At 39.4% G+C, this 13,767-nt stretch carries 13 protein-coding genes and 4 tRNA genes; 6 read left to right on the top strand and 11 right to left on the bottom strand.

Annotated elements, in window-relative coordinates; genetic code table 11:
* Window positions 1-121: 121 nt before the first annotated feature.
* From AACV33_RS12355 to AACV33_RS12340, 4 genes are all read right to left on the bottom strand, one after another.
* A tRNA-Tyr gene (locus AACV33_RS12355) sits at window positions 122-205 on the bottom strand.
* Between the two features lie 87 nt (window positions 206-292).
* Window positions 293-376: transfer RNA gene (locus AACV33_RS12350), tRNA-Tyr, on the bottom strand.
* An 87-nt stretch (window positions 377-463) separates the two neighbouring features.
* Window positions 464-547: transfer RNA gene (locus tag AACV33_RS12345), tRNA-Tyr, on the bottom strand.
* 87 nt (window positions 548-634) lie between these two features.
* Window positions 635-718 (bottom strand) — tRNA-Tyr (locus AACV33_RS12340).
* 303 nt (window positions 719-1,021) lie between these two features.
* Between AACV33_RS12340 and AACV33_RS12335 the strand changes: the two genes are divergently transcribed.
* Both AACV33_RS12335 and vexH read left to right on the top strand, forming a co-directional pair.
* The gene (locus AACV33_RS12335; protein ID WP_182699287.1) at window positions 1,022-2,080 is read left to right on the top strand and encodes an efflux RND transporter periplasmic adaptor subunit; all 1,059 of its coding nucleotides are present in this window, start codon (window positions 1,022-1,024) and stop codon (window positions 2,078-2,080) included.
* Entirely contained in the window at window positions 2,080-5,190 is a 3,111-nt protein-coding gene (vexH, locus tag AACV33_RS12330) for a vibriobactin export RND transporter permease subunit VexH (protein WP_182699286.1), read from the top strand. The genes AACV33_RS12335 and vexH overlap by 1 nt, the downstream gene beginning before the upstream one ends.
* 87 nt (window positions 5,191-5,277) lie before the next feature.
* Here the strand turns inward: vexH and queC are convergent, their stop codons facing one another.
* Both queC and AACV33_RS12320 read right to left on the bottom strand, forming a co-directional pair.
* Window positions 5,278-5,961 carry a 7-cyano-7-deazaguanine synthase QueC gene (gene queC, locus AACV33_RS12325; protein ID WP_182699285.1) on the bottom strand — a complete coding sequence of 228 codons (684 nt, stop codon included), beginning with the start codon at window positions 5,959-5,961 and terminating at the stop codon, window positions 5,278-5,280.
* 105 nt (window positions 5,962-6,066) lie between these two features.
* Entirely contained in the window at window positions 6,067-7,131 is a 1,065-nt protein-coding gene (locus AACV33_RS12320) for a PLP-dependent cysteine synthase family protein (RefSeq protein WP_182699284.1), read from the bottom strand.
* Between the two features lie 119 nt (window positions 7,132-7,250).
* Between AACV33_RS12320 and AACV33_RS12315 the strand changes: the two genes are divergently transcribed.
* Window positions 7,251-7,718 carry an Lrp/AsnC family transcriptional regulator gene (locus AACV33_RS12315; protein ID WP_012550527.1) on the top strand — a complete coding sequence of 156 codons (468 nt, stop codon included), beginning with the start codon at window positions 7,251-7,253 and terminating at the stop codon, window positions 7,716-7,718.
* Between the two features lie 68 nt (window positions 7,719-7,786).
* Here AACV33_RS12315 and tesB read toward each other — a convergent pair whose 3' ends face one another.
* Window positions 7,787-8,650: an acyl-CoA thioesterase II gene (tesB, locus tag AACV33_RS12310; protein ID WP_023603512.1), complete on the bottom strand. Its 864-nt coding sequence runs from the start codon at window positions 8,648-8,650 to the stop codon at window positions 7,787-7,789.
* A gap of 262 nt (window positions 8,651-8,912) precedes the next feature.
* Here tesB and AACV33_RS12305 point away from each other — a divergent pair, with 262 nt between their 5' ends.
* Window positions 8,913-9,401, top strand: coding sequence for a YbaY family lipoprotein (locus AACV33_RS12305; RefSeq protein WP_017021005.1), 489 nt, complete (start codon window positions 8,913-8,915; stop codon window positions 9,399-9,401).
* 41 nt (window positions 9,402-9,442) lie between these two features.
* Here the strand turns inward: AACV33_RS12305 and AACV33_RS12300 are convergent, their stop codons facing one another.
* On the bottom strand, window positions 9,443-9,745 hold the full coding sequence (locus tag AACV33_RS12300) for an MGMT family protein (RefSeq protein ID WP_017021004.1): 303 nt from the start codon (window positions 9,743-9,745) through the stop codon (window positions 9,443-9,445).
* Between the two features lie 116 nt (window positions 9,746-9,861).
* On the opposite strand from AACV33_RS12300, the gene AACV33_RS12295 reads away from it, so the two are divergent.
* Window positions 9,862-10,602: a hypothetical protein gene (locus AACV33_RS12295; protein WP_182699283.1), complete on the top strand. Its 741-nt coding sequence runs from the start codon at window positions 9,862-9,864 to the stop codon at window positions 10,600-10,602.
* 81 nt (window positions 10,603-10,683) lie between these two features.
* On the opposite strand, the gene AACV33_RS12290 is transcribed toward AACV33_RS12295, so the two are convergent.
* The 3 genes from AACV33_RS12290 to AACV33_RS12280 are packed head-to-tail and all read right to left on the bottom strand — an operon-like array spanning window position 10,684 to window position 13,176.
* Window positions 10,684-11,595, bottom strand: a complete 912-nt coding sequence (locus AACV33_RS12290; protein WP_182699282.1) for a metal ABC transporter substrate-binding protein — start codon at window positions 11,593-11,595, stop codon at window positions 10,684-10,686.
* The gene (locus AACV33_RS12285; protein WP_182699281.1) at window positions 11,588-12,469 is read right to left on the bottom strand and encodes a metal ABC transporter permease; all 882 of its coding nucleotides are present in this window, start codon (window positions 12,467-12,469) and stop codon (window positions 11,588-11,590) included. The genes AACV33_RS12290 and AACV33_RS12285 overlap by 8 nt, the downstream gene beginning before the upstream one ends.
* Window positions 12,469-13,176 (bottom strand): metal ABC transporter ATP-binding protein, encoded by a 708-nt coding sequence (locus tag AACV33_RS12280; RefSeq protein ID WP_182699280.1) that lies wholly within the window; start codon window positions 13,174-13,176, stop codon window positions 12,469-12,471. Before AACV33_RS12280 ends, AACV33_RS12285 begins: the two co-directional genes overlap by 1 nt.
* A 255-nt stretch (window positions 13,177-13,431) precedes the next feature.
* Between AACV33_RS12280 and AACV33_RS12275 the strand changes: the two genes are divergently transcribed.
* Window positions 13,432-13,767, top strand: a 336-nt coding sequence (locus AACV33_RS12275; RefSeq protein ID WP_182699279.1) for a DUF1007 family protein, incomplete at its 3' end; no start/stop codon positions are given.

The following is a 13,767-nucleotide window of genomic DNA, read 5'->3' as shown; positions in this document are numbered from 1 at the left end:
TATATTTATACAGTTCCTTTGGCAAGGCTAAAAAGAGGAGAATATGATTTATTTTCTTAACAGGCACAAAAAAGCCAACTCATTTCTGAATTGGCTTTTCGATCTCTAACGAGATAAATAATGGTGGAGGGGGACGGATTCGAACCATCGAAGCTTACGCGGCAGATTTACAGTCTGCTCCCTTTGGCCACTCGGGAACCCCTCCAACGGGGATTTTTATACTTAATTAACTCGTTTCCCAACGGAGCAATCAAGTTATCTTAATCGTTAATAAAAACAATCAAGAAGAATATGGTGGGGGGGGACGGATTCGAACCATCGAAGCTTACGCGGCAGATTTACAGTCTGCTCCCTTTGGCCACTCGGGAACCCCCCCAACGGGGATTTTTATACTAAATTAACTCGTTTCCCAACGGAGCAATCAAGTTATCTTAATCGTTAATTCAAACAATTAAGAAGAATATGGTGGGGGGGGACGGATTCGAACCATCGAAGCTTACGCGGCAGATTTACAGTCTGCTCCCTTTGGCCACTCGGGAACCCCCCCAACGGGGATTTTTATACTTAATTAACTCGTTTCCCAACGGAGTAATCAAGTTATCTTAATCGTTAATTCAAACAATTAAGAAAAATATGGTGGGGGGGGACGGATTCGAACCATCGAAGCTTACGCGGCAGATTTACAGTCTGCTCCCTTTGGCCACTCGGGAACCCCCCCAACGAGAGATTTTTATACTTAACAAGAGTTTTCCCAACGACCTTGCCAAGTTCGGAGCGAATAATAGCAAACTTCGTTTTTCTGTAAAGCACTTTTATGTGTTTTTTGATTTGAATGCTGACTTTTTCGTCATAAAGGGTTAAAAATCACCATTTATGAACTAAATGAGTGAATAGTAGATAGATTGAAGTGATTGTTTTTACAGTTTATTGCGTCATCTTTACATTCATTGACGAACAAATGCCTTTTCACTTGGTAAACTATGTTCACTAACTGAATTCCATAATTAAAATAAGTCACAGTATGAATCAAACAAAGTCTATCGCCCTTGCCGTTTTATTAGCATGTACTTTATCTACACCTTCTTATGCTAAAAGACCAACTAGTAATGAATCTGTTGCTGTTGTTGCTGAAGAAGTAGCAACTCATGAGATATCTCAGTCTTTATCGTTAATTGGAAAGCTTGAAGCCGCAGAATCCGTCATTATTTCACCTGAAGTTTCAGGAAAAGTCGATCGTATTGCGATTAAGGCCAATCAAACGGTGAAAAAAGGTCAGCTATTGATTCAGTTAAATGATGATAAAGCAAAAGCGGTAATAAAAGAGGCTCAAGCGTATTTACATGATGAACAACGTAAATTAAAAGAGTTTCAGCGTTTGTCGAAAAAGAATGCGATTACTCAAACTGAGATTGATGGGCAAAAAGCCAGTGTAAATATTGCACAGGCACGTTTAGAAGCCGCAAATGCTGAATTACGTGACTTACATATCTCAGCGCCTTTTGCCGGAACGGTTGGTTTTATTGATTTTAGCTTAGGTAAAATGGTCAGTGTTGGTAGTGAATTACTTACATTGGACAACCTTTCTTTAATGCAATTGGATTTACAAGTGCCTGAGCGTTATTTATCAATGCTATCAACAGGGATGAAAGTCGAGGCTAAGAGCCAAGCATGGGGAGATCTTGAGTTCTCTGGTGAAGTGGTTGGTATTGATTCTCGTATAAATGCAGAAACACTTAATTTACGCATTCGAATTGATTTTCCTAATAAAGAACTAAAAATGAAGCCGGGTATGTTAATGGCCGCAACGTTGGATTTCCCTGCTATCAATGCACCGATTATTCCTGTTCAAGCACTTGAGTATTCAGGTACAAAACGTTATGTGTATGTCATTGGTGATGATAATAAAGTGATTCGTACGGAAGTGATTTTAGGTGCTCGTGTAGAAAACCGAGTGGTTATTGAAAAAGGCTTGGATATAGGCCAAGACATTGTTGTTCAAGGTCTTGTCAATATGCGTGATGGTGTAACGGTTAAAATGATCTCAACAGATGCTGAGACGATAAAAGCTGAGGTTCAATAATGTGGTTATCTGATACGTCAGTAAAAAGGCCAGTAGTTGCCATTGTTCTAAGTTTGTTGTTGTGTGTGTTTGGTGCGGTGTCTTTTAGCAAGTTAGCCGTACGTGAAATGCCGGATATTGAAAGTCCAGTCGTGTCGGTTAGCACGACTTATGATGGCGCTTCTGCGACCATTATGGAAAACCAAATCACCTCAGTATTGGAAGATCAATTATCCGGTATTAGTGGCATTGATGAGATCGAATCAACGACTCGAAATGGCATGTCACGTATTACGATTACGTTTGATTTAGGGTATGACTTAAATACAGGGGTGAGTGATGTCCGTGATGCCGTTGCTCGAGCTCAAAGTGGATTACCTGATGAAGCAGATGACCCGATTGTATTTAAAAATAATGGCAGTGGTGAAGCGTCGGTTTATATTAATTTAAGTTCAAGCGTAATGGATCGAACTGAATTAACGGATTATACCGAGCGTGTGCTGATTGACCGTTTTAGTTTAATTAATGGCGTCAGTTCGGTTGATATCTCGGGTGGTTTGTACAAGGTTATGTACGTTAAACTAAAACCCGCGCTTATGGCTGGACGTGGTGTTATTGCTTCAGATATTACTGCCGCGCTTCGTTCTGAAAATATTGAAAGCCCCGGGGGGGAAGTTCGAAATGATGCCATCGTAATGTCGGTTCGAACTGAGCGTCTTTATAACAAAGCGGATGATTTTAACTATCTTGTTGTGAAAACGGCGAGTGATGGTACGCCTATTTATTTAAAAGACGTGGCTGATGTTTACATTGGTGCTGAGAACGAAAACTCGACGTTTAAAAGTGACGGTATTGTCAATGTAAGTATGGGCATTGTTCCTCAATCTGATGCGAACCCGCTAGAAATGGCAACGCTAGTTCATGAGGAAGTCGAAAAGATCCAACAGTTTTTACCTGAGGGGACTCGATTAGCGATTGATTATGATTCTACCGTATTTATCGAACGGTCGATCTCAGAAGTATATAGCACGCTCTTTATTACGGGCGGCTTGGTTATTTTGGTTCTTTATATCTTTATTGGGCAAGCTCGTGCCACGTTGATCCCGGCAGTTACTGTGCCTGTTTCTTTAATCTCTTCTTTTATTGCCGCCTACTATTTTGGATTTTCGATTAACTTAATCACCTTGATGGCGTTAATTTTATCCATCGGTTTGGTGGTTGATGATGCCATTGTTGTTGTTGAGAACATATTCCATCATTTAGAAAAGGGAGAATCGCCACTGCTTGCTGCATACAAAGGCACAAGAGAAGTTGGTTTTGCTGTTATTGCAACGACGTTAGTGTTAGTGATGGTGTTCTTACCCATTTCTTTTATGGAAGGAATGGTGGGGTTATTGTTTACTGAATTTTCAGTCTTACTGGCTATGTCGGTGTTGTTCTCCTCGTTAATCGCATTGACGCTAACCCCTGTTCTAGGGAGTAAGATTTTAAAAGCGAATGTAAAACCAAATCGTTTTAATATTTTCGTTGATAAGATGTTTTCCTCTTTAGAGCGTGGTTATCGAAAGTCTGTCACTAAAGCGGTTGCATGGCGTCTACTTGCTCCTGTGGTTATTCTTGCGTGTATTGGCGGTAGTTACGGCTTAATGCAGCAAGTACCATCACAATTGACTCCACAAGAAGATCGCGGTGTGTTGTTTGCGTTTGTGCGTGGTGCTGATGCAACCAGTTATAACCGCATGAGTGCGAACATGGATATTGTTGAAGAGCGATTGATGCCTCTACTAGGCAAAGGGTTCTTGAAATCATTTAGTGTTCAATCACCGGCTTTTGGTGGTAATGCAGGGGATCAGACGGGCTTTGTTATCATGATCTTAGAAGATTGGGCGGATCGAGATCTGACGGCCCAAGAAGGACTCGGTGTCATTAAAAAAGCACTGGCTGATATTCCTGATGCGCGCGTATTTCCAATGATGCCAGGTTTCCGTGGTGGTTCAAGTGAACCGGTTCAATTTGTACTTGGTGGTTCTGATTATAAAGAGTTACAACAATGGGGTGAGATATTAAAAGCGGAAGCAAATAATAGCCCATTAATGGAAGGTGCTGATATTAACTATTCTGAAAAAACGCCTGAATTGGTTGTTTCGGTTGATCGTGATCGCGCCTCAGAATTAGGTATTAAGATTTCAGACATCTCAGATACGCTTGAAATCATGTTAGGCGGTAAGAGTGAAACAACCTTTATTGAGCGTGGTGAAGAATACGATGTGTATTTACGTGGCGATGAAAATAACTTCAATAATGCGGCCGATCTTAGTCAAATTTACATGAGAACCTCCAGTGGTGAATTGGTTACCTTAGATACGGTCACCAAGATAAATGAAGTCGCCTCAGCGATCCGTTTGTCTCACACCAATAAGCAAAAATCGATTACGTTAACGGCAAACTTAAAAGATGGAGCAACATTAGGTGATGCATTGGATTATTTGGATGCGAAAGCCATTGAAATGTTACCAAGTGATATTTCAGTTGCTTATACGGGGGAATCAAAAGACTTTAAAGAGAATCAATCCAGTATTTTAGTTGTTTTTGGCTTGGCGCTATTGGTGGCTTATCTTGTTCTTGCCGCTCAGTTTGAAAGCTTTATTAACCCAATGGTCGTTATGTTTACCGTACCTATGGGGGTATTTGGTGGCTTTTTAGGCTTAGTGGTTATGGGACAAGGTTTAAATATTTACAGTCAAATTGGTATGATCATGTTGATAGGCATGGTGACTAAGAACGGTATTTTGATTGTTGAATTTGCCAACCAACTTCGTGATAAAGGCGTTGAGCTAGAGCAAGCAATTGTTGATGCTTCTGCTCGTCGTTTACGCCCTATTTTAATGACGGCGTTTACAACACTAGCTGGTGCTATACCGTTAATTATGTCAACAGGGGCAGGCTATGAAAGCCGAGTTGCTGTAGGTACGGTTATCTTCTTTGGTATGGCTTTTGCCACCTTGGTGACGTTATTTGTTATTCCTGCGATGTATCGATTGATCTCAGGTAAAACACATTCCCCTGGTCATGTCGAAGAGTTGTTGAATAGAGAATTAGATCACGACATCAAAGGACGAATATCACACTAAGTACATAGATGTGATTGATATAAAAAACCGCAAAGTAATACGATTACTTTGCGGTTTTTTTATGCATGAATAAAGCAAATATCAGTATTAAACTTTTGACTCTAAGTCAGCCATTACTGATTCTTTATTTGCTAAATAGTCGTCTAAACCATTTTTGCGTAAGTCACATGATGGGCAATCACCACAGCCATCACCAATAACGCCGTTATAGCAGGTTAATGTTTGATTACGAACATAATCTAACTTGCCGTACTTATCGGCTAATGCCCATGTTTCCGCTTTATTTAGCCACATTAAAGGAGTATCGATTTTTAATTTACGATCCATTCCTAATACAAGAGATTGATTAATCGATTTTACAAATTCATCTCGACAATCAGGGTAACCAGAAAAGTCAGTTTCACATACGCCCGTGATAACGCTTTCTGCACCTAATTGGTATGCATAAATACCAGCAAGAGTTAAAAATAAAATATTACGACCAGGAACAAATGAATTCGGTAAACCATTCTCTTGCAGTTCATGAGAAACCGGAATGTTATCGCGAGTTAACGAACTGACGGCCAATTCATTTAATAAACCCACATCCATGACTTTGTGAGAGGTTGCCCCTAAGTCTAAAGCGACAGATTTAGCTACTTCAATTTCTTGATTATGACGTTGGCCATAATCAAAAGTAATACAATGAACATGATCATAATGGGTAAGTGCTTGAATTAAACAAGTGGTCGAATCTTGACCGCCACTAAAAACAACAATAGCTGTAGACATAGGTCATTAACTCCAAGTTTTGTAATTAGTGAGCATAGTAAGGAAGAATAGATAAAAAAGCCATCACGTTAATGATGGCTTTGATAATGGGGTTTACTCGTAGGGTTACAGCTGACCTGTGTGTTCGAAGTTTTTTAACTGAGCGAGATAAGGTGTTAGGTCGCCAATATGTTTAGCTACCCATTCATCGTTATAGTATGTATCCAAATAACGGTCACCACTGTCACACAATAAAGTCACAATAGATCCTTTTTCACCACGTTGCTCCATTTCACAAGCCAATTGTAATGCGCCATGTAAATTGGTTCCTGTTGAAGCCCCTGCTTTTCTGCCTAGAATGCCTTCTAGCCAACGTGCTGTTGCAACACTTGCTGCGTCAGGAATGGTGCGCATTTCATCAATGACGCCTGGAATAAAGCTAGGTTCCACTCGCGGACGCCCAATTCCTTCAATTTTACTTCCACATTCTAATGTTAGATCTTTATTGCCTGTTTTATAGAAATCATGGAATACCGAATTTTCAGGATCAACCACACACAATTTCGTGTGGTATTTTTGATATCGAATGAAGCGACCAATGGTTGCTGACGTTCCGCCAGTCCCTGGATTCATTACGATCCATGTTGGTTCAGGGTGATCTTCTAATTTCATTTGACTGAATATACTGTCAGCGATGTTATTGTTGCCACGCCAATCCGTTGCTCGCTCTGCGTAAGTAAATTGATCCATATAATGACCATCTAACTCTTGCGCTAAACGGTGAGATTCTGCATAAATTTCATCAGAACGTTCGACAAAATGCGTTTTACCGCCATAGAACTGAATCATTTCTATTTTTTTACTCGCGGTACAGCGAGGCACGACAGCAATAAAAGGAAGACCTAAAAGACGTGCGAAATAGGCTTCAGATACCGCAGTACTGCCTGATGAGGATTCAATAATCGGGGTGTTAGGGCCAATCCATCCATTTGAGATGGCATAAAGGAAAAGAGAGCGGGCTAAGCGATGCTTAAGTGACCCTGTTGGATGCGTACTTTCATCCTTTAGGTAAACATCAATACCATTAAGCATTGGCAAATCAAGCTTAATGAGATGAGTATCCGCAGAGCGTTGGTAGTCCGCTTCAATTTTACGAATAGCGTTATTAATCCAGTCATGATCTGTACACATAATTCTTTTCCTTAAATATGGACGATGTGAATAATTTACCTCTGTTACTTGAGAAAAACTTTGCTATATTTACTGTATATTAGCAGTTAAAGAGAAATTAATTCTACAGGTGGGAATGAATGGGAAAGCATGAACTAGATAAAGTGGATATTACCTTACTTTCTTTACTACAAAAAGACAGTACGATTTCTCTGAGTGAACTTGCTGAAGCGGTAAACTTAACGACAACCCCTTGTTGGAAGCGATTAAAGCGCTTAGAAGAGGATGGGGTTATTGAGAAAAAAGTGGCCTTGTTAAATCCTGAGAAATTGGGACTGAGCTTTAATGCGTTTGTATTAATAAAAACATCAAATCATTCGCATGAATGGTATTCAAAATTTGTTGATACGGTGTCTGACTTTCCCGAGGTCATGGAGTTTTATCGTATGGCTGGTGAATATGATTATATGATGAAAGTTTTAGCTGAAGACATGAAAGCTTTCGATAGCTTCTATAAGAAATTGGTTAATAGTGTGGATGGTATATCCAATGTAACCAGTACCTTCGCTATGGAACCATTGAAATACACAACTGAATTACCTCTGTAATAAAAGTGAGATCAAAAATGCGTAAGAGCAATTGATGCGCCTTACGCGTTTTTAAACAGATTAAGTACTTATTTGTTTTTCATTCTCATTAAGCCTTCTTGCATTGCAGATGCCACAAGTTCGCCTTTTTGGTTGAATATCTCGCCACGAACTAAGCCACGAGAACCGCTGGCGTTGGTACTTTCAATTGAGTAAAGCAACCATTCATCCATTTTGAATGGGCGGTGGAACCACATTGAATGATCAATGGTTGCCACTTGGAAATTCGGAGTGAGCAAGCTGACTTCGTGCGGGTGAAGTGCCGTCGTTAAGAATCCCCAATCAGACGCATAAGCCAATATATATTGATGGATCAACTGGATATCAGGTAAATCACCATTGGCTTTGATCCATAAATGTTGTGTTGGCGCTGCTTTTTTAGGGGCTAATGGATTTATGATATTTACTGGGCGAACTTCGATCGGTTTTTCGCTGCAGAATATTTTTTGTATTTGAGGTGGAAGTACGTGCTTAATTGCTTCTGCAAGTTGAGTTTCAGAGGCGAAGTTTTCAGGGCCCGCAATTTCTGGCATTTTTGATTGATGTTCAAATCCAGGTTCATCACCATGATAAGACGCCGTTAAGTAGAAAATAGGGCGACCATTTTGAATAGCTTTCACTCGACGAGTGCTGAAACTTCTGCCATCTCGTAGGTTTTCTACATCGTAGATGATGGCTTTTTCAGGATCGCCAGGATAAAGGAAATAGCTGTGAAAAGAATGCACCGTTCTGGCGTTATCAACGGTATAGCGAGCGGCCGATAAAGCCTGTCCAATGACTTGACCACCATATACTTGAGGTAAGCCTAGGTTCTCGCTTTGCCCTCTAAATAGCCCTTGTTCGAGTTGTTCTAATTGCAACAGGGTTAATAATTCATTAAGTGGTTTGTTCATCAAGAATGCCTTTTTAATTCTAACGTTATCGCTCTATTGTGAAATAGATTCAGCTTGAGTTCAATAAGTTAAATAGGGTGTTAATAAGAGGAGGATCAACATCAAGGTTGTGTTATGAAATCTTATACTGAGTCAGCGTTTTGTCAAAGATGAAGTAAGGAGGAAGACAGCGTCGATTATTGGGTTTATATTTGTTGTCAGTCGAATGGAATTGTACATTTAGAACATCGACACACATTTATAATTAAAAGAGAGTAAAACAATGAAAAAGTCATTATTAATTGCTTTGTCAGTGGTTACAAGTGTTGCTATGGTTGGTTGTAATTCAACAGAAAAAACAGCGAAAGCGCCTGTTGCTTCTGAAGTGGCTGTTCAAGTTGAAACTGCTCAGGTAGAAGAGCCTCAAGCGGTAGTTACACAGACAGTAACGGGTTCAGTTGGCTATCGTGAGCGTATTGCATTGCCACCAACGGCTGTTATTACCGTAACTCTGGCGGATGTATCTTTAGCTGATGCACCATCGAAAACGATTTCTGAGCAAACATTTAAAGCGGCTGACAAATCATCGCCATTTAATTACGCTCTGGATTTCAAAACAGCAGATATTAAAGCGAATCACCGTTATTCAGTACGAGCAACGATTATGGTTGATGGTAAATTACGTTTCACAACGGATACCAATTATGCGGTGATTACTGACCAAGAAAAAACAATGACTCAAGACCTATTGCTAAAAGGTGTTCGTCAGTAAGTCGTCATTATAAATGATATGAAGTAATAATGTGCTTTAGATTAGCGCATTATTACTTTCTTAAAATGTTCAATTCTACCGTCGTCTTTAATGCTAATCCCTTCCTCTTCTAATTTCGCTTTTTGTACGAAAAAACGTTCTCCAGTCAATGATATTTTTCCTTGTGAATTGATCACTCGATACCAAGCCAGTTTTGTATCGTTAGGCAGTTTTGCGAGTAATTTACCTACCTGTCTTGAATGGTTTGGGTATCCTGCAAGTTTGGCAAGTTGCCCATAGGTTATCACTCGTCCTTTTGGGACATGAAGAAGATTCGTGTAAATACTTTGAGCAAAGTCATTCATTGACGTAACAACCTTTTAATTAAAGTGAGGTGAATCAGTGATAAAACCCTATATTGCCGCTAAACTAAAACGATAACAAGGTTAACACCCTTAAGCTAAACCATGGAGGGGAAGCGATGTTTTTGTTTGTATTGAATATTTTGTTAAGTTTGGTTCTTGTTGTTGTTGGTGTATTGGCTTTTGGGGTCAGTGGTGGCGATTTACCATTATTAGCCTTAGCGATCCCTATTTTATGGTTGTTGCCACAAGGGGGAGTTGCTACTTGGATTTTAATTGCTGGTTTGTCTCTATTTGGTTTAACATTAAGCTATCAGCCTCTTCCTTTGTCTATTTCTGTTTGGACTTTGTTTCCGCTTCTTATCGTTATCTTTTCTCATCGTAAAAGTATTCATTTGATTGTTTTTGTTGCGTCAGTGGTTATTGCTATGGAAGCGGGGATCATGGCGTTGCAGTATGAAGGAAAATTACTAGGAAGTGCGTGGTCGACGTTGACTCAAATTATTAGTGTAATTTTAGTTTGGGTTGCCGCGAGAAGTTGGAAACCGGTGAATAAGAACGCATGGTGGCCGATAGTCCTTGTTATTCCTTTATGGATTGGTGGTTTGCAGCATGCTGCACTTGTCGCATTATCGATCACTGGATTGATTGTTTGTTTACAAAGTGTGGGGCGTTCAAAATACCACAGTTGGTTATCAATGCTTTCTTGGGTATTGCCAGTGCTGGGTTTTGCAACATTAATTATTTCACCGCAATTTGAAGTACCCAATTCGATAATGGTGTCGTGGGTGATGATTCTTTTGATCGGTTGGGTTACGGATTTCATGCTTCAAGTCGATGAAGAAGAAACGCCAGATTAAGTGGCTTTAATTTTATTTATTAGTGTTCTTTATGTAACTAAAGGCTGTTTGAGTGCTTTTAGTTACATAATAGAACAATGGTTATTTTAGGGCTTGAGTTATGGTATTTACATTGTGCTGCATTAGTTTTATATAGCTTGTTGCTGGCTCATCAGGACCTGAAAGTGCATCTGAATACAGCTTTCCACCAATGTGAGCGTGTGTTTCGTTACTTATTTGTTCGATCATTCTATTATCAGTAATATTTTCGATAAAGACGGCTTGGATATCGTCCTTTCTTATTTGTCGAATTATGGTTGCAACATCCGCAGCACTGGCTTCCGATTCGGTACTTGTTCCTTGAGGTGCATAGAACGTGACATTGTAATCGCGAGAAAAATAACCAAATGCATCATGCGGTGTGATTATGGTTCTTTTGGATTGTGGTATTTGATCCAATTCTTGATGAATGGTGATCTCTAGCTTATCCAGTTTTTGTAAATAATTATCTGCATTTTTCTTATAATCATCGCTGTTTTTAGGGTCCGCGTTGATTAATCCTGCTTCTATATTTTTAACGTAAATTTTCACATTTCTAACACTGTTCCATGCGTGTGGGTCGTAGTTTCCATGCTGATGATCAGTTTCATGATGATGATCTTCCTCCTCCCTTGTTAACGGTGTTATTCCATTTGATGCAATGATTTCGATTCCTTTAAAATTGGAGGATTCGATTAAACGAGGCATCCAACCTTCAAATCCCAAGCCATTCATAATAACTAATTTCGCCTGTGAAATTTCTTTTGCATCAATAGGGGTTGGCTGATAAACATGGGCATCCCCATTGGCTTTGACTAGATTAGTTATCGCAATATGGTCTCCTCCTATTTGAGATACGATATCGCCTAAAATAGAAAAGCTAGTGATCACTGGCATTTGCTCTGACGCGATGGCTGAGTGGCTAAGTCCTAGAGTGAGGGCTAATACTGGAATTGTGAACAATGTGTTAGACATGTTTTTTCCCTGTTTGTAATTTGAGTACGTGATTAGAAATAAAGCCGCTTTGTGAACCGAAGAATAAAGAGAGCAAATAAAACACTCCCATAACGAGAACGATGGCGGGACTAGTGGCAAAACTGAAGTAATAAGAAAGAATTAAGCCGAGGTAACAACTTAATGCGGCAATAATGAAAGCAATGAGTAACATTGATCGTAATTGTTTGGACCAAAATTGAGCAATAGTGGCCGGCAATACCATCAGTCCTACCGCCATTAAGGTTCCTAATGCATGAAATCCGGCAACAAGATTTAAGACCAGTAAAAATAAAAAACTGAAATGAGCAACACTACTTAAACGACTTATGGTTTTAAAAAAAGCGGGATCAACACATTCAAGGACGATAGGGCGATAGAGAATCGCAAGAATACACAATGTGACGCTGGTAATGATCGTGATTAAAATCAGCGCATCGTTATTAAGAGCAAGTGTCGAACCAAAAAGAACGTGGAGTAGATCTAAATTACTGCCTTTAGACGAAATAATAATAACGCCTAACGCGAGTGACATTAGATAAAAGGCTGCCATGCTGGAGTCTTCTCCAATTTTCGTATGGCGAGCGACTAGACCTGATAATCCGGCAACAATACACCCTGCAACTACCCCTCCAATCGTCATAGCAGTAACCGATACACCTGAAATAAGAAAACCGATAGCGGCTCCAGGAAGAATAGCGTGAGACATTGCATCTCCGGTGAGGCTCATTTTTCTTAATGTAAGAAATACCCCGATAGGCGTAGCGCTTAAACTAAGAACAACACAGCCCCATAATGCGCGTTGCATAAACGAAAACTCGATAAAAGGGTTAATTAAAAAGTGATATGACGTCATTATTCGATTACCCCACAACCATGTTGATAGCCTGCCTTAGAGAGCCAAGTGGGCTGAAGAACATCACTTGTGCTACCTGCTTTAATTAATGTAGTGGCCATTAATATGGATTTATCAAAATAGTGCTGAACAAGAGAAAGATCATGAACGACTGCAATGATGGTTTTACCTTGTTTCTGGCAGTCACGAAGAACCTGCATTAAATCGAAAACGGTTTGACTATCAATGGCGGTAAAGGGTTCATCAAGCAGTAATATTGACGCATCTTGCATTAGCATTCTTGCAAATAACATGCGCTGAAATTGTCCTCCAGATAATTCACTTATTTGTCGTTTCTCCATTCCTATTAGCTTTACGGTTCTAAGTGCTTCATGCAGGCGAGTATGTTCTTTGTGAGAAAAATGACGCCAGAAACTGGTTCGTAACCAAGCACCCGCTGAAATAAATTCTTCTACTGAAATTGGGAAGTTACGTTCTATTTGATGTGATTGCGGTAGATAAGCCATTATTTTTTTGTGCTCTTTTGGGAGACTAATAGAGCCAGAAACTGGTTTTATTTGGCGTATAATCGATTTTAATAACGTCGATTTACCTGCGCCGTTTGGACCAATAATAGCAACGAAATCTTGTGGCTGAATATCGACAGAAACAGAATCAAGTGCGAGATTATCATTGTAATAGACCGTTAAAGAGTCAATTTTAATCATTGTTTTTTCTCTACAGCAACGAAATTAAGACAAAGTAACATATTGATATTATGAATATAACGATGGTTAATCGTTGAATAGCACTGGAAAATAACCACGATTTATTTTGTGATTTTGGAACTCTTTTTTTCATTTTAAGGCCATGAGTGAATAAGTGTTCTGTTGCTTTTAATGTTATGTTATAACATAACATCAATGCAAGCCTTCATTTATATTAAACGTAATAAGAGAGGGTAATACGAGGTATTAGATTTAATGGATAGCCGAGAGAATAAAGTAAAAAAATCAGAAAAAAATGAAAGTAATAAAATTCCTAAGTGGGCAAAAACGATCTTGATAGCCGCGGCGTTTTTTCCTTGTATTGTGTTTGCTCATCCTCATTCTTGGGTTGATATGACAACAACAATTGAAGGCACCGAAAATACAATTACTGGTTTAGCAATGAATTGGACGTTTGATGCAATGACATCTGCGTATGCTCTTGATGGGGAGGATTTATCTTCTGAAAATAGAGTAGAAACGATGAGGAAATTGGCTGATTCAATGATAAATAATGTTTCAGGTTCACACTATTACACCTATTTTGATGAG

It is taken from the genome of Aliivibrio sp. SR45-2, from assembly GCF_963890165.1.
GTDB lineage: Bacteria > Pseudomonadota > Gammaproteobacteria > Enterobacterales > Vibrionaceae > Aliivibrio > Aliivibrio salmonicida.
This window is presented reverse-complemented; position numbering and strand designations above follow the sequence as displayed.

Coding starts and splice junctions, on each gene's coding strand:
- AACV33_RS12335 (WP_182699287.1), top strand. CDS start 1,022: ATGAATCAAACAAAGTCTATCGCCCTTGCCGTTTTATTAGCATGTACT.
- vexH (WP_182699286.1), top strand. CDS start 2,080: ATGTGGTTATCTGATACGTCAGTAAAAAGGCCAGTAGTTGCCATTGTT.
- queC (WP_182699285.1), bottom strand. CDS start 5,961: ATGTCTACAGCTATTGTTGTTTTTAGTGGCGGTCAAGATTCGACCACT.
- AACV33_RS12320 (WP_182699284.1), bottom strand. CDS start 7,131: ATGTGTACAGATCATGACTGGATTAATAACGCTATTCGTAAAATTGAA.
- AACV33_RS12315 (WP_012550527.1), top strand. CDS start 7,251: ATGGGAAAGCATGAACTAGATAAAGTGGATATTACCTTACTTTCTTTA.
- tesB (WP_023603512.1), bottom strand. CDS start 8,650: ATGAACAAACCACTTAATGAATTATTAACCCTGTTGCAATTAGAACAA.
- AACV33_RS12305 (WP_017021005.1), top strand. CDS start 8,913: ATGAAAAAGTCATTATTAATTGCTTTGTCAGTGGTTACAAGTGTTGCT.
- AACV33_RS12300 (WP_017021004.1), bottom strand. CDS start 9,745: ATGAATGACTTTGCTCAAAGTATTTACACGAATCTTCTTCATGTCCCA.
- AACV33_RS12295 (WP_182699283.1), top strand. CDS start 9,862: ATGTTTTTGTTTGTATTGAATATTTTGTTAAGTTTGGTTCTTGTTGTT.
- AACV33_RS12290 (WP_182699282.1), bottom strand. CDS start 11,595: ATGTCTAACACATTGTTCACAATTCCAGTATTAGCCCTCACTCTAGGA.
- AACV33_RS12285 (WP_182699281.1), bottom strand. CDS start 12,469: ATGACGTCATATCACTTTTTAATTAACCCTTTTATCGAGTTTTCGTTT.
- AACV33_RS12280 (WP_182699280.1), bottom strand. CDS start 13,176: ATGATTAAAATTGACTCTTTAACGGTCTATTACAATGATAATCTCGCA.